The sequence below is a fragment of the Staphylococcus sp. HMSC071G07 genome (assembly GCF_001811435.1).
Classification (GTDB): Bacteria; Bacillota; Bacilli; order Staphylococcales; family Staphylococcaceae; genus Staphylococcus; species Staphylococcus pettenkoferi.
Window position 1 is genome coordinate 211,001 of record NZ_KV804750.1, and the last position, 14,995, is coordinate 225,995.

Consider the following 14,995-nt stretch of genomic DNA (forward strand, 5'->3'; position numbering starts at 1 on the left):
CCTAGCGCGACTTAATGTGCACTAAAAAACGTCAATTTCTATAACTAAGATGACCAGAATAATCTTAGAAATATAGAAATTGACGTTCTTTTTATAATATATAGTTATCCAATGATCAATCTTCTTCATTGTATGCATCTTGATCAACAGGTAACCATAATTGAATTTTAGTTAAATCATCATTGAAATCAATATTAAAAGGATAAACTTCTACATAAAGACTGTTACGCTCATAAGGCAACGTCATCTGTAGACTCGTCTCAATATAGTACCAAGCTTCGTTCACTACGTAATCCATCGAGCCTTGAAGGTTAAACTTCGCATATTGACGCTCTGGGAGGAAACGGCTCTCTAGGTGGCTTGGATAGCGTTCACTCGGCACACCCACAAATATTTCCATACCATTGTCTAAAGGACAACTAATCACAAACAACTCGTGAGGCGCAATATCGTTATAACGCTGCAAATCTTTAATATATCCATCTACCAACAAATCTTCAATAAAATCTGGCACTTTGAATGGGTTCTCGATGTCTTCAGCATCTATAAAACGCGCATGTCCTACGAGTGGAATATCTTTCTGTCGTTCGAGGCGATAAGTATATGGCGCTCGTTCTGTTGTAGATAACTTAATGTAAACTCTCTGTTGCATCTTCAATTCATCTTTTTTTGTATTGACTTGAATAGGAGAGATACCGTGAAAGTCGCTGAAATCATTCGCAAAGTCATTCGCAGAAGCGTAATGATATTTCTTAGCAACATCTACCACGCGACCAGAGTGGGCCATCACATCTTTAGCCGCAAGTGTCATTCTGCGCGCTTTAGCGTATTCGCTTGGTGATTGACCGACTATCATTTTAAAGGACTGATCGAGATGGTAAGGTGAAAGGCCAACGTAATCACTTAATTCTTGTAATTGAAATGATTCTAGCAAATGATCCTCGATATGTATAATGGCTTGTTGAATTTGCTTGATAACGTCCAATACTTTCACTCCTATAAATCTATGCTTGTAAGCAAGCACTATAAACTCAATTAGTTATATTCTACATCATTTTCTTATAAGAAACATCTTTGAAACGACATTTCTTTAGAAATTGATAATTTTCAGCGATTCGCATACTGTTTTACTTTAACACATTCCTTTTTCAGATAAAAAGTAATAATGGTAGTGGGGGAATGGAAGATGATACTAGCGTCACAAGTATCATCCTTTAACAATATGAAAAAGCCTGCAGAAGAATCACTCATATCCTTCTGCAGGTTCTCAATTGATATCAATATTTATTCAATTGTTTATTGTACATCTTCCCACCAGTGGAAACCGTCTCTACTTAATAATAATTCACTTTCAAGCGGTCCATTGGTACCTGCTTCATAATCTGGGAAGTCAGGTGGTGTTTGTGTCCATTCTTCTTGAATTGCATCGACAAATTTCCATGTCGATTTCAATTCTTCCCAATGTGTAAAGTTTGTCGCATCGCCTTTGAGGCAGTCGAACAATAAGTTCTCGTAGGCGTCGACTGTATTCATTTTATCTTGAGCACTCATAGAGAATGAGAGTTGTACAGGTTCTGTTTCAATACCTTGCACGTTTTTCTTCGCATTGAGGTGTAGTGACACACCTTCATTCGGTTGGATATTAATCACGAGTAAATTAGAATCTAACTTTTTATCTGTTTCATAATACAGGTTGAGTGGAACCTCTTTAAACTCTACGACGACCTGAATGGTCTTACTCTTCATACGTTTTCCTGTACGAATATAGAATGGTACGCCAGCCCAGCGGAAATTATCAATACGTAATTTACCTGCTACAAAAGTAGGCGTATCAGAATCTTCTGCTACACGATCTTCATCGCGATATTTAGGCACTTCCACACCGTTAATCGTACCTGCATCATATTGACCTCGAACGAAGTTATGGCTAACTTCTTCAGGTTCTAATTTACGCAACGATTTAAGTACTTTCACTTTTTCAGCTCGAATGTCTTCACTTTTAAGACTAATCGGTGGTTCCATCGCTAATAAGGCTACCATTTGCAGCATGTGGTTCTGCACCATATCTTTTAAAGCGCCGGCTGATTCATAATAGCCACCACGATCTTCGACACCGAGAATTTCTGAAGAGGTAACTTGGATGTTAGAAATATATTTATTGTTCCAGAGCGGTTCAAACATCGCGTTAGCAAAACGCAATACTTCGATATTCTGAACCATATCTTTACCTAAATAGTGGTCAATACGGTAAATTTCCTCTTCTTTAAAAGAACGACGGATTTGATTGTTCAACTCTTCAGCTGAAGCCAAGTCACTGCCGAACGGTTTCTCAATGACTAAGCGTTTGAAACCATCTGTCTGCGTTAGACCAGAAGATTTCAGATAGTCAGAAATGATACCGAAGAATTTCGGTGCCATAGCTAAGTAGAATAACCGATTACCACCTAATTCGAAACGCTCATTCAAGTCATTGCTGAACTCGAGCAATTTATCATAACTTGCCTCGTCATTCACATCATGTTCATGGTAGAAGACATGTTCCATGAAATGTTCGAGGTGTTCTGTATTCGTTACATAACGCTCAATTGAAGCTTTCACTTGTTCACGAAAGTCATCATTAGTCAATGAACGACGACCAATCCCAATAATTGCGATTTGTTCGTTCAAATTATCTTGTTGATAAAGATGGAAGAGCGACGGAAAGAGTTTACGATGACTCAAGTCACCTGTAGCACCAAATATCGTAATCAAACATGGGATGTTCTTATTGCTAGTACTCAAGATTAAAACCTCAATTCTTTTTTAATCTTTAATCATTATAAAACAATAGCTAAATTTGTACATACCTTTTTGCTTAATTGTTGAGTTCTAACTATTTATTCTATTTCACTTTGTGATAAAATGTTGTCGAAAAGGAGGCACATGTGCATGGAAATCACATTCTTCGGGACTAGCGCTGGTCTACCTACGAAAGAACGTAATACCCAAGCGATGGCCCTTAATTTAGAACCATATAGCAATCATATTTGGCTATTTGATGTAGGAGAAGGAACACAACATCAGATTCTACATCATGCAATTAAATTAGGTAAAGTAGATCATATTTTTATCACACATATGCACGGTGATCATATCTTTGGCTTGCCAGGTCTCTTGACGAGTCGCTCTTTCCAAGGCGGTGAGGGCAAACCGCTCACTATCATCGGACCAAAGGGGATTAAATCATTCGTTGAGACCGCATTAGCGTTATCGGCCTCCAAATTGAATTATCCACTGACATTTATCGAGATAGACAATGAGTTATCCTATCAACACCACGGCTTCGAAGTTACAGCACAAATACTTAACCACGGAATCATTTCATTTGGTTACCGTATCGAAGCCCCATCGACTCCAGGAACCATCGATGTTGAAGCGCTCAAACGAATTGGTTTAGAACCCGGACCCAAGTACCAACAAGTGAAATCAGAAGAAACGTTTGAACACGCAGGGCAGCTATACGATTCTAAAGATTTTAAAGGACCGGCGAAACGAGGCCCCATCGTTGCTATCTTTGGTGATACAAAGCCATGTGCCAACGAAACGACACTTGCGCATCATGCAGATGTGATGGTACACGAGGGAACCTATTTAGAAGGGGACCGTACACTCGCGAATAACTATCATCATTCACACGTAGCTGACGTCTTTCAATTAATGGCCAATGCGCAGGTCAAACACGGTTTAATCACTCATATCAGCAATCGTTATAATTTAGATGATGTCACAGAGCTTGAAAGTCAATTGCACTTGCAATATCCTGAGCTTCATTTCGATATTGTCCAAGACTTCGATAGCTATTCGTTTTAAACTTCGCAGTTAATTTAAGTGAGTAAAATGCTTTCTCATAATGCAACAACTTACTTTCAATACAAATATTATCTCAACAACTAAACTCCCTTCAATAGGTGTCAAATCAACATCTAATGAAGGGAGTTTTATTATATATAATACTGTTAGTTAGTGATAACTTTAATCGTCGTCATCATCATCGTCATCTTGTGAAGCTAGCTCAACACTACGATCCACAGCAGCTTTCAAGCAATCTTCAAAAATACTTTCGATATCGTATTGAGATAAAGCATCTAAACCAGCTTGTGTTGTACCACCTTTAGACGTAATATTTTTACGCAATTGATCCATACCTAATTCAGAACGTTCAATCATCTTACTTGTTCCGATGATAAGGTTACGAATTGACTCTTCAACTTGAGATTTCTCAAGACCAAGACGTGTACCCGCTGTCACGTATTGTTCAAAGACGTGATATAGGAAAGCTGGACCGCTTCCAGTAATCGCTGTTACTTGATGTAACTGATCTTCTGGCACTTCGATAACAGAACCAAAGGCATTGATTAACTCATGAACTTCCTCTTTAGATTTCGGTCCAAAGTTATTTGAGAAGCTAATGCCTGTTACTGAATGACCGACATGCGCATTGGTATTAGGCATGATGCGAGCAATTGGATTAGACGTTCCAAGTTGTTCTTGAATGTATGAAATAGGTAGTCCTGCCATGATAGAAATGAAACGATTATCCTCATTAATATGAGGTCTAATACGATCTGCAAGATTATCAAAGTCATACGGTTTCGTACCTAGGAAGACATAGTCCGCATCTTTCAATAAAGCTTCGTCGTCATAACTATATTGAACGCCAAGTTCATCTGCATGTTTCTTTAAAGCGTCTTCATTTGAACGGTTCGTCAAATAAATATTCTCAGATTTCACTACATTGGAATTCACGATTCCAGTAAAAATTGCGTGTGCCATATTTCCAGCACCATAGAATACTAATTTCATAACGTTGTATCACTACCTCCTTACAATATGTTTCTATAGTAACACAGATATTATATTAAGCTAGTGGAAACGTTTACTTAATCTGAGATAAGATAAGTTGAATCATGAGCTATCTTATGGAGGATAGGCTTCAATCGCTATTTCTACACAATAATTATTTTAGTTTTCAGGCTTTAATAAGTTATGATAAAGGATATAAGATTAAACGGGAAAAGGGGTGTAACCATGCAACAAACATATATTATAACTGGGGCGACGAGCGGACTCGGTCTAACACTCGTGAAACAATTATTACATGATGGGCATAAAGTCATCGCCTTAGTACGCAATATTGAGAAGATGCACTCACTCAACTTAGAGCAGCAAGATAATCAACTTCAAATCGTTCCATGCGACATGTTAGATTCCGACTCAATTAAAGCAGTAGCTTCTCATCTCAACCATATGACGTTGGACGGTTTGATCTACTGTTCTGGGGTAGGGTATTTTAAAGGAATTGATGCTCATTCCACTGAAGAGATGCTTGAGACTTACCAAGTTAATGTGGTGCATTTCAATTTATTATTCCAAACACTTCAGCCTTTTCTTAAAAACAATGCATCTATCGTAGGCATTGGTAGTCAAGCAGGTTTCGCTACACAAGCCTATGCAGCACACTATGGCGCGAGTAAAATTGCTTTCTACCAATTAATGAATGCGCTACGTCTTGAATATCCTAACTATCACGTTATGACGGTCAACACAGGTCCGATACGAACACCTTTTCATCAAAAAGCAGATCCCTCCGGACTTTATCAAGAACAATTTCATAAGCTCATGATTGAACCAGAAATATTAACACAAGAAATCATCATAGGCATGCATTTAAGAAAAAATGAAATTAACCGACCAAGATGGATGCGCTTACTGTTAAAATTATACAACTTAGCTCCACGATTCATCGAAAAAATAGCTGGTCCATTGTTTAAAAACAAAGGGAGCAAGACAGAAATCTAGGATTTCGTAGTCTTGCCCCCGCAACGATGACTAGAATTTGAGAAAGCGCCAGCTATCTCAAGTTCAGTCAGCTACTGCGTAATTGAATAATAAACACACACAGAAGTTGTTATTTTCATATTAATGAAATATTAAATCAGAAATCTATGTTGATTTCGTCGTTTTATTCTCACATGGATGACTACCAAGATTAATGATTACTATTAACGTAAATGATTTGTATATTCTTCGTCCTTAACGCGGTTACGTGCTGCTTTGACCATGTCGCGACTAATTTCTTTGGCACGTTCAAAGTTCTTCACGTTTTCATCCACTTGTTCAGGACTGCTTGCACCTACGATGATAGAGCCCATCGGTTTTTGATTTAGTAAATAATTGAAAGTCAACGCAGTTAAATTGCTTTCAACTTCTTTAATAGAAGCAATCGTTTCGCCAAGTTCTTGATAGCTATAGTCAAAGATACCTTCTGCAAACTTATCATCGAGTGCTTGATTGCTATTTGAAGTAAGTAAACCTTTGAATACAGGTCCACGTGCAAGCACTTTTACATCTTTCTGGTTCACATCTTCCATTAATGACTCAGGTCGGTTATCGATAAGATTAAATTGAGACATTAACGTTTCAATATCACTATGTTTAAGGTAATAGTCGATTACGTTAGGGCGAATTGAAGAAATACCATAAGCACGGATAATGCCTTCTTGCTTCAATTCGTCGAAAGCACTAATCGTTTCATCTAACGGATCATCGATTGTACCTCCGTGAAGTTGATATAAATCTAAATGATCTAGACCTAGGCGACGCAATGATTCTTTGACTTCTGATTTAATATAGTCTTTAGAAGGATCCCAGAACGTTGAACCATCTGCTTGACGGTGGTTACCGACTTTTGTACCGATAACGATATCATCACGATTTTGATATTTTTTAAGTGCTTTACCCACAATTTCCTCATTAACACCTTTATCGTAAACATCTGCAGTATCAAAGTAAGTAATACCATTATCTAATGCACGTTCGATGATGCCTTCTGCGTGCTGATAGTCAGTTCCTAGACTCATGCAACCGAGTCCTAATTCTGAAAGTTCGATACCGCTTTTTAAAGTGCGCTTTTGCATATCTACACTTGCTCCTTTCTCATCGTTCCACGAGCGATATGAGCACATCTCACTTGCTCGCTTCCAGTCATAATGTGTTTATAGCAACGCTACATTATCATTTACCCATTTTACCTTAATATCAATACATTGTATAAGCGTGTGTTTCAGATTTGTAGTTTAAAATAGCTTTCAGGATAGACATTAGTTCTCAAATTGGATTAAAAATGTCTATAATGGGACCATAACAATCGACTAAAGATACTTAAAGGAGGAAAATCATCATGGAATTTAATGAAAAAACAACGCATCGCGAAAAGATTTATCAAGGGCAGATTATCGATGTAGAGGTACATGATGTAGAACTGATGAATGGCGACACATCTAAGCGTGAACTTGTCTTTCACAACGGTGCAGTAGCTGTATGTGCAGTCACACCTAATAATGAAGTCGTATTAGTCAAACAGTTCCGCAAGCCTGCTGAGAAGCCATTACTCGAACTACCTGCTGGTAAACTTGAAAAAGATGAAGACCGCGAAGAAGCTGCTAAACGTGAATTAGCTGAAGAAACGGGCTATCAAGCACAATCTTTAGAATGGGTCACTGATATGTACGGTTCACCTGGATTCTCAAACGAACGCTTAACGATTTACTTTACTGATCAAGTAGAAGAGGGCGACATGCATCCAGATGAAGATGAATTTCTAGAGTTACACACATTCTCAATCGATAAAATTCGTGAAATGCTTCAAAATGGGGGATTTGAAGATGCGAAAACGATTATCGGTCTTCAACACTTACTCCTTAATTATAATCATTCTAAATAAATAATGTTACCAACTTGAAAATATTATCAATTACTGGTATTTTATATATGGTGAATCAACACGCGTAGTATGTGTTGAGATTTATTAATAATGATAGAGGAGTGACCCTTCCGTGGAAGAACGTTTAAATCGCGTGAAGCAACAACTACAACAATCATCTTATAAACTAACTCCTCAACGTGAGGCTACATTAAGAGTATTAATTGAAAATGAAAAAGATCATCTCAGTGCTGAAGATGTCTATTTAAAGGTGAAAGATCGTGCGCCTGAAATCGGCTTAGCAACGGTTTACCGTACTTTAGAATTATTAGCCGAATTGAAAGTCGTAGATAAGATTAACTTTGGAGATGGCGTAGCACGTTTCGACTTGCGTAAAGAAGGTGCGAAACACTTCCATCACCATTTAGTTTGTATGGAATGTGGAAAGGTTGAGGAGATTGAAGAAGATTTACTACCTCAAGTAGAGGAGAAAGTTGAAAGAGACTTTAACTTCAGAATTTCTGACCACCGCCTCACTTTTCATGGCGTGTGTGCTGAGTGCCAAGCGAAAGGTAAATAATACAAGATTTGAGGTATTGTAATGGACGAAATTATCGAAGAATACCTGAAATTTATTCAACTTGAAAAGGGATTAAGTGAGAATACGATTGGCGCGTATCGACGTGATTTGAAGAAATATCAAGACTATCTGGAAGAAGAGAAGATCAGTCACATTGATTTCATCGATCGTCAAACCATTCAAGTTTGTCTGGGTGATTTACATGATAAGGGGGCATCTGCGAAGTCGATTGCCCGCTTTATTTCTACGATACGGAGCTTTCATCAGTTTGCGCTTAGAGAGAAATATGCAGCCAAAGACCCAACCGTATTAATAGAAACGCCGAAGTACGAACGACGCTTACCTGATGTACTTGAAGTCGATGAGGTCATCCGTTTACTTGAAACGCCTGATATGTCTAAAAATAATGGCTATCGTGATCGCGCTATGCTTGAATTGCTCTATGCAACAGGGATGCGCGTGACAGAGCTCATTAATTTGAAAGTAGAAGATGTGAATCTCATTATGGGATTCGTGCGTGTATTTGGTAAGGGGAATAAAGAACGTATCGTGCCACTCGGTGAAACGATTATTGACATTCTTGAAACGTATATTGAGACTGTCCGACCGCAACTCTTGAAGAAGACGGTCACAGATAATCTATTCTTAAATTTGCATGGTAAACCCTTATCACGCCAAGCAATTTGGAAGATGATTAAACAAAACGGTGTGAAAGCTGAAATTTTTAAAACGCTCACACCTCATACGTTGCGCCACTCATTTGCAACACATTTGCTGGAAAATGGTGCTGATTTACGTGCAGTTCAAGAAATGCTAGGACACGCAGATATTTCTACAACACAACTCTATACCCACGTATCGAAATCACAGATTCGAAAAATTTATAATCAATTCCATCCACGTGCATAGTAAACGAAGTAGCCTAAGATTATTGATTTAAAGAGTACGAAAGTGCAGACAGAGATATTCGTCAACTCTCACTTTCGTACTCTTTTTTATAGTTCACTAACTGACTATATTAATGTCTCACAGCTGAGTCATTGGCATTGTGCGTTCAAGTCTCATCGAATTACTTCCTACTTACTTATTAGAATATGGGCGTTTCACTCGAGCTTGTTGTCTTTCTTGTAATGCGCGTTGTCGTGCTCGAACGACTTCAGTACGATCTCGCTCTGTGTGATGATGAAGAATATATGGGTTCGTAATCACTTCTGCTGAAAATTGATATTCTGGATAAACGTGGATAATTTCATCTTCCATCTTAGTCGTAAGTGGTAATTGAATGGGTTCAAATGGCTCGCCTTGTTCGAGACGAGTGCGTTCTTCTTGAATCACTTTCTTATAAGAACGCAGATCCAATCCTAATCTGTCGTCATGATCATCGAAAGGTTCAATTACTTTTAAAGCCTTACTAAAAGACTTATCGGCACCCACGCGATTATCACGTCGATAGTGATAACAAGCAGTTGCAAACAGAATTAAGCTCACGACCGCGTCATTTTTACTATATTGAGATTGAGCTTTCCAAACCTCCTCAAGTATATCGTGACACAAGAAATAATGTTGTTGATGATGAAAATGATAGTAAAAAGAAATGAGTGCTTGATGCAACTTCAACACGCTCCAAATTTAAATGTCTTTGATATCATGCTATAATATTTGAGTGAAATACGCACATAAGTTGCTAGCGATGAGGAGAATACTATGTATGAGGTAAAGTTAGATGCATTCAACGGGCCCCTTGATTTATTGCTGCATCTCATCCAAAAATTTGAAATCGATATATATGATATTCCTATGAAATCTTTAACGGAACAGTATATGCAGTATATCCATGCGATGAATCAGCTTGAAATCAACGTTGCCAGTGAGTATTTAGTGATGGCTTCGGAACTGTTGATGATTAAAAGTAAATTATTATTGCCTCAACATGATGAGGAAGACGATATGGAAGACGACCCTCGTGAAGAACTCGTTGGTCGCTTAATCGAATATCAGAATTATAAAGAGTATACTGAGATTTTAAATGATAAAAAAGCAGAACGCGCGTTACTATACTCTAAGCATCCTACTGATCTTAGCCACCTAGAATCGAATGAACAATGGGACGAGAGCCAAACGATTGATTTAACTGAATTGATTATGGCTTATCAGAAAGTTAAAAACCGTGTCGATTATCAAAAACCAAAGTCCGTGAATATACATAAAGAAACCTTTACGATTCAACAAGCAACAGCAAAGGTGAATGATCGTCTTGTCAAGGAAGACTCATTTAATTTCTTTAGTCTTTTTACCTTTAATGAACCTATCGAAATGGTGGTTACGCATTTCTTAGCAATACTGGAAATGTCTAAGACGGGATGGGTGAATATCGAACAAACGCGCAGCTTTGAAGATATCAATATTTGTAGAGGAGTGAACTATCGTCTTGAAGCCAATTAACATACTCGAAGCATTACTCTACGCAGCTGGAGATGAGGGATTGAGTCAGAAACAACTGACGCAAATCTTGGAGCTCACTCCTGAGTCGCTATCGCAACTCGTCGATAGCTATGAAGCACGTGGACTGACCATACAACAATACGGGGATACCTATGTCTTAACGACACCGAAAGAGGCTGCGCAATATATTGAACAATTAGTTGAGCAAGAATCGCAAATGAAGCTTTCACAGGCAGCTATGGAAGCACTCTCCATTATCGCTTACAATCAACCTTTGACACGTAGCGATATCGAAATGATTCGTGGTATTAATAGCGATGGCGCAGTAAAGACGTTGATTGCACGGGGACTCGTCGAAGCGAAATCAGAACCTAACTCTCGTAGTCAGCAACTTTATACAACAGATCTATTCTTAAACGTCTTTGGAATCAAACATTTAGATGAATTACCTACAACTGAAGAGGAAGACGAAGAAATCGAAGCCTTCTTCAGTAATCTTGTAAACCAAAAAGGAGATAAAGATGAATAAAGCTACAGAACGTTTACAGAAACGCATTGCTAATAGTGGTTATACTTCACGTCGCAAAGCAGAAACTCTTATCGCAGATGGTAAAGTTAAAGTGAATGGTGAAACTGTCACAGAATTAGGAACGAAAGTGAAAGCCTCTGATATGGTCGAAGTAGAGGGAGTAAAGATTGAACAAGAAGATAAACTCTACATTCTATTCTATAAGCCTACGCAAGTTATTACGAGCGTCTCTGATGACCGTGGACGTACAGTTGTAACAGATTACTTTAAAGATATTGAGACACGTATTTATCCTGTAGGTCGCTTAGACTATGATACGTCTGGATTACTTATTCTCACGAACGATGGTGATTTTACTAATTTAATTACACACCCAAGCTACAAGATTCCTAAAAAATATGTAGCGAAACTCAACGGCTATCTTATGCGTGAAGAGGTTAAAGCGCTTGAAAAAGGAATTCAACTTGATGATGGATGGACGCAACCTGCTCAAGTGAAGATTAAACGACAAGACAAACAGAAAGAAACGACATTAGTAGAAATCACTATACACGAAGGACGCAATCGTCAAGTCCGTCGAATGTTTGAACATTTAGGCTATAAGGTAAATAAATTGCAACGCATTCAAGTAGGTCCATTAACGCTTAAAGGGCTCAATGCTGGTGAAGGACGCGTGATGACGCCACATGAAGTTAAGACGTTACGCCATCTCGCTGAACATGGTAAATATTAAAATGGGTTAAGTTAGAGAGGATGAATATCGGCTCTACTTATATACTCTTTATATATAATTCATTTGTAAATTGAAATGAAATAGTTATTGAATACTTTTAACTCAAATCCTATGCTATAATAGAAGTGTAGAGAAATGCAGAAGTGTGGGAGGTAGACAAATGCCAAACGAAATTCTTGTAGTTGACGATGAAGATAGAATTAGACGACTACTTAGATTGTACTTAGAAAGAGAATCTTTTGAAATACAAGAAGCTAAAGATGGTAATGAAGCATACCAAATGGCCATGGGACACGATTATGATTGCATCTTATTAGATCTCATGTTGCCAGAAATGGATGGTATTACTGTAGCTTCCAAATTACGTGAACACAAAGATACACCAATCATCATGCTCACAGCGAAAGGCGAAGAAACAAATCGTGTTGAAGGCTTTGAATCTGGTGCTGATGATTATATTGTGAAACCATTCTCCCCACGAGAAGTTGTGTTACGTGTCAAAGCACTCTTGCGTCGTACACAAGTCAATCACACGGAGCAAAGCGAACCGCATGCCCGTGATATCATAGAATTCACTCATTTAACCGTCGATAATGATGCGCATCGTGTCTTAGCCGATGATAAAGAAGTCAACTTGACTCCGAAAGAATATGAACTACTCATCTTCTTAGCGAAGACGCCTAACAAAGTGTTCGATCGCGAGCAGTTATTGAAAGAAGTATGGCACTATGAATTCTACGGCGACTTACGCACAGTAGATACGCATGTGAAACGTTTGCGTGAGAAATTAAATCGCGTCTCAGAAGATGCAGCAAGTATGATTCAAACGGTATGGGGTGTCGGTTACAAATTTGAGGTATCAGAACATGATGAACCGACTCAATAATGTCGTAATAAAACTGTGGTTAACTATAATTCTTATAGTAACGACAGTTTTAATTTTACTCAGTGTCGCATTAATTACGTTTATCCAATCGTATTTTACCCAAGATACGGAAGAACACTTGAAAGATAATGCTGAACGCATTAGTCACCTCGTAGAACATACCGATGATAAGAAGACAGCGATTGAACACAGTCGTTCTCTTATAGAAGGTCCCGTTGGCCTCATCATCATGAAAGATGAACAAGCTGTGGCGAAAGAACGTGAAGATCAATCGAAAGTGAAGATGCTCAACGCTATCAAACGGAATAAAGATTATAAGAAAGTCTTTAGCCAAGGTAAGCATATTTCAGAACATGTCACGATTAAAGTTGATGGTAAGCCGCGTACTTATGTGCTCATCGGTTATCCGACGAAACATCTTTCGTCTAAACAAGATAATCAAGATCAATATAGTGGCGTGTTCATCTATCAAGATTTGAAGAGTATTGAACAAACGACAAATGTTATTGCTGTGATCATCTTAGCCATTGCAGTCATCTTCCTAGCTATAACAACCGTCTTTGCATTCTTCCTATCATCTCGAATTACGAAACCTTTACGTCAACTTAAAACACAAGCTCTGAAAGTTTCTCGAGGTGAATATACGCAAACCTTACCGATTCATACGAAAGATGAGATTGGCGAACTCTCACGCGCCTTCAATACGATGAGTTCAGAGATTCAACAACATATTGAAGCTATTTCGTCTTCAAAGAACATTCGAGATAGCTTGCTTAACTCGATGGTTGAGGGTGTGCTTGGTTTTAATGACAACAAGGAAATTATTATCTCTAACTCAATGGCCGAGCACATCCTTAAGACGTTAGATGACGTTACGATTAGTCAACTGGTCGACCAGTATCAACGGACGTTAGAAGAACAACAAACTCAATTCGAGGAGTACGAAATCAACACGCGTTATTATGTCATCATAATGAGTTATATCGATCAAATTCAACCTGATGGACGAAGTGGGGCGGTTGCCATTATTCGTGACATGACTAATGAGCATAATGTAGATCAAATGAAGAAAGATTTCATAGCCAATGTCTCCCACGAATTACGTACACCGATTTCTTTACTACAAGGTTATACAGAATCGATTGTAGATGGCATTGTGACAGAACCTGATGAAATTAAAGACTCCCTGTCTATCGTGCTTGATGAGACTAAACGCTTAAATCGACTCGTCAACGAATTACTTAACGTCGCACGCATGGATGCGGAGGGCTTGTCAGTTGAGAAAGAATTACATCCCATTGATACTCTGTTAAGTAAGATTCAACAGAAGTACAAACAACAAGCAACGGACTTGCAATTGAATTTGAATCTCAACCCAGATACGGACGGACGTCTATGGAGTTATGATTCTGATCGCATCGAGCAAGTATTAACTAATCTCATTGATAATGCAGCACGTTATACAGAACCTCATGATTCAATTACTATTCAGGTCGATGAGAGTGAAAATGAGGATATCTTGTACATCACGGATACAGGATCAGGTATTGCACCTGAACATTTAGAACAAGTATTTGAACGTTTCTACAAAGTGGATGCAGCGCGTAAGAGAGGAAAGCAAGGCACAGGCCTCGGTCTCTTTATCTGTCGAATGATTATAGAAGAACATGGTGGTCAAATCGACGTTGAAAGTGAATTAGGCGAAGGTACAACATTTATCATTAAATTACCTAAGCCAAAACACAGCGATACCTAAGTTGCTTTAATAAAGTTTATATGAAACAAGCCATTCTATCAGTGTCAATGATCGACAAAGATAGAATGGCTTTTCTAATATAACAATATTAGTGACCTCTTGAAGCGCCACATCATTTAGGTCGAAACGGCTATGTTAGTATTCAATTTCATCGCTAATACTTTGTCATTGTTTTTATCAGAGTATTGAGCTATGATATAAGTGAAAATATTACGTAATTCATCTTCGGGGTAGGGTGCAATTCCCAACCGGCAGTAAATGTAAGCCTGCGACCCATAGCGAAATACACTTTTTGCTATGGCTGATCTAGTGAGAATCTAGAGCCGAC

15 protein-coding genes and 1 riboswitch (1 of these 16 only partly in view) are annotated in these 14,995 nt (G+C 38.3%); of the genes, 10 read left to right on the forward strand and 5 right to left on the reverse strand.

All coding sequences use genetic code 11. The features are described from left to right. Positions 1-115: 115 nt before the first annotated feature. Together HMPREF2802_RS01050 and zwf are read right to left on the reverse strand one after the other, a co-directional pair. Positions 116-985: an AraC family transcriptional regulator gene (locus tag HMPREF2802_RS01050; RefSeq protein WP_002473184.1), complete on the reverse strand. Its 870-nt coding sequence runs from the start codon at positions 983-985 to the stop codon at positions 116-118. A gap of 311 nt (positions 986-1,296) precedes the next feature. After that, positions 1,297-2,781, reverse strand: coding sequence for a glucose-6-phosphate dehydrogenase (gene zwf, locus HMPREF2802_RS01055; protein ID WP_040807091.1), 1,485 nt, complete (start codon positions 2,779-2,781; stop codon positions 1,297-1,299). Between the two features lie 147 nt (positions 2,782-2,928). Between zwf and rnz the strand changes: the two genes are divergently transcribed. Next, positions 2,929-3,849 carry a ribonuclease Z gene (gene rnz / locus HMPREF2802_RS01060; protein WP_070502480.1) on the forward strand — a complete coding sequence of 307 codons (921 nt, stop codon included), beginning with the start codon at positions 2,929-2,931 and terminating at the stop codon, positions 3,847-3,849. Positions 3,850-4,011: 162 nt separating this feature from the next. Here the strand turns inward: rnz and proC are convergent, their stop codons facing one another. Next, positions 4,012-4,842 carry a pyrroline-5-carboxylate reductase gene (proC, locus tag HMPREF2802_RS01065; protein WP_070502481.1) on the reverse strand — a complete coding sequence of 277 codons (831 nt, stop codon included), beginning with the start codon at positions 4,840-4,842 and terminating at the stop codon, positions 4,012-4,014. A 225-nt stretch (positions 4,843-5,067) separates the two neighbouring features. Between proC and HMPREF2802_RS01070 the strand changes: the two genes are divergently transcribed. Continuing rightward, complete coding sequence (locus tag HMPREF2802_RS01070; protein WP_070502482.1) at positions 5,068-5,838, forward strand: SDR family NAD(P)-dependent oxidoreductase; 771 nt, start codon at positions 5,068-5,070, stop codon at positions 5,836-5,838. A gap of 203 nt (positions 5,839-6,041) precedes the next feature. Here HMPREF2802_RS01070 and HMPREF2802_RS01075 read toward each other — a convergent pair whose 3' ends face one another. Then, positions 6,042-6,956 (reverse strand): aldo/keto reductase, encoded by a 915-nt coding sequence (locus tag HMPREF2802_RS01075; RefSeq protein WP_070502483.1) that lies wholly within the window; start codon positions 6,954-6,956, stop codon positions 6,042-6,044. Positions 6,957-7,219: 263 nt separating this feature from the next. On the opposite strand from HMPREF2802_RS01075, the gene HMPREF2802_RS01080 reads away from it, so the two are divergent. The 3 genes from HMPREF2802_RS01080 (at position 7,220) to xerD (ending at position 9,230) form a co-directional block, all read left to right on the forward strand. After that, on the forward strand, positions 7,220-7,762 hold the full coding sequence (locus HMPREF2802_RS01080) for an NUDIX hydrolase (protein WP_070502484.1): 543 nt from the start codon (positions 7,220-7,222) through the stop codon (positions 7,760-7,762). Between the two features lie 112 nt (positions 7,763-7,874). Continuing rightward, positions 7,875-8,321 carry a ferric iron uptake transcriptional regulator gene (locus HMPREF2802_RS01085; protein WP_002473178.1) on the forward strand — a complete coding sequence of 149 codons (447 nt, stop codon included), beginning with the start codon at positions 7,875-7,877 and terminating at the stop codon, positions 8,319-8,321. Between the two features lie 21 nt (positions 8,322-8,342). Then, positions 8,343-9,230, forward strand: a complete 888-nt coding sequence (gene xerD / locus HMPREF2802_RS01090; RefSeq protein WP_049405210.1) for a site-specific tyrosine recombinase XerD — start codon at positions 8,343-8,345, stop codon at positions 9,228-9,230. A 171-nt stretch (positions 9,231-9,401) separates the two neighbouring features. Here the strand turns inward: xerD and HMPREF2802_RS01095 are convergent, their stop codons facing one another. Continuing rightward, entirely contained in the window at positions 9,402-9,932 is a 531-nt protein-coding gene (locus tag HMPREF2802_RS01095; RefSeq protein ID WP_070502485.1) for a DUF309 domain-containing protein, read from the reverse strand. Between the two features lie 93 nt (positions 9,933-10,025). On the opposite strand from HMPREF2802_RS01095, the gene HMPREF2802_RS01100 reads away from it, so the two are divergent. The 5 genes from HMPREF2802_RS01100 (at position 10,026) to HMPREF2802_RS01120 (ending at position 14,667) form a co-directional block, all read left to right on the forward strand. Beyond that, the gene (locus tag HMPREF2802_RS01100) at positions 10,026-10,763 is read left to right on the forward strand and encodes a segregation and condensation protein A (RefSeq protein WP_070502486.1); all 738 of its coding nucleotides are present in this window, start codon (positions 10,026-10,028) and stop codon (positions 10,761-10,763) included. Next, positions 10,744-11,292, forward strand: coding sequence for an SMC-Scp complex subunit ScpB (gene scpB, locus HMPREF2802_RS01105; RefSeq protein ID WP_049405205.1), 549 nt, complete (start codon positions 10,744-10,746; stop codon positions 11,290-11,292). Before HMPREF2802_RS01100 ends, scpB begins: the two co-directional genes overlap by 20 nt. Continuing rightward, positions 11,285-12,025 (forward strand): pseudouridine synthase, encoded by a 741-nt coding sequence (locus HMPREF2802_RS01110; RefSeq protein WP_002473160.1) that lies wholly within the window; start codon positions 11,285-11,287, stop codon positions 12,023-12,025. Before scpB ends, HMPREF2802_RS01110 begins: the two co-directional genes overlap by 8 nt. 160 nt (positions 12,026-12,185) lie before the next feature. After that, on the forward strand, positions 12,186-12,911 hold the full coding sequence (locus HMPREF2802_RS01115; RefSeq protein WP_070502487.1) for a response regulator: 726 nt from the start codon (positions 12,186-12,188) through the stop codon (positions 12,909-12,911). Continuing rightward, positions 12,895-14,667 (forward strand): ATP-binding protein, encoded by a 1,773-nt coding sequence (locus HMPREF2802_RS01120; protein WP_070502610.1) that lies wholly within the window; start codon positions 12,895-12,897, stop codon positions 14,665-14,667. Before HMPREF2802_RS01115 ends, HMPREF2802_RS01120 begins: the two co-directional genes overlap by 17 nt. 217 nt (positions 14,668-14,884) lie before the next feature. After that, a riboswitch (FMN riboswitch) is annotated at positions 14,885-14,995 on the forward strand (it continues 137 nt past the right edge of the window).

Bases quoted from the DNA above. Each gene is read 5' to 3' on its own strand.
- rnz (WP_070502480.1), top strand. From the start codon at position 2,929: ATGGAAATCACATTCTTCGGGACTAGCGCTGGTCTACCTACGAAAGAA.
- proC (WP_070502481.1), bottom strand. From the start codon at position 4,842: ATGAAATTAGTATTCTATGGTGCTGGAAATATGGCACACGCAATTTTT.
- HMPREF2802_RS01070 (WP_070502482.1), top strand. From the start codon at position 5,068: ATGCAACAAACATATATTATAACTGGGGCGACGAGCGGACTCGGTCTA.
- HMPREF2802_RS01075 (WP_070502483.1), bottom strand. From the start codon at position 6,956: ATGCAAAAGCGCACTTTAAAAAGCGGTATCGAACTTTCAGAATTAGGA.
- HMPREF2802_RS01080 (WP_070502484.1), top strand. From the start codon at position 7,220: ATGGAATTTAATGAAAAAACAACGCATCGCGAAAAGATTTATCAAGGG.
- xerD (WP_049405210.1), top strand. From the start codon at position 8,343: ATGGACGAAATTATCGAAGAATACCTGAAATTTATTCAACTTGAAAAG.
- HMPREF2802_RS01100 (WP_070502486.1), top strand. From the start codon at position 10,026: ATGTATGAGGTAAAGTTAGATGCATTCAACGGGCCCCTTGATTTATTG.
- HMPREF2802_RS01110 (WP_002473160.1), top strand. From the start codon at position 11,285: ATGAATAAAGCTACAGAACGTTTACAGAAACGCATTGCTAATAGTGGT.
- HMPREF2802_RS01115 (WP_070502487.1), top strand. From the start codon at position 12,186: ATGCCAAACGAAATTCTTGTAGTTGACGATGAAGATAGAATTAGACGA.
- HMPREF2802_RS01120 (WP_070502610.1), top strand. From the start codon at position 12,895: ATGAACCGACTCAATAATGTCGTAATAAAACTGTGGTTAACTATAATT.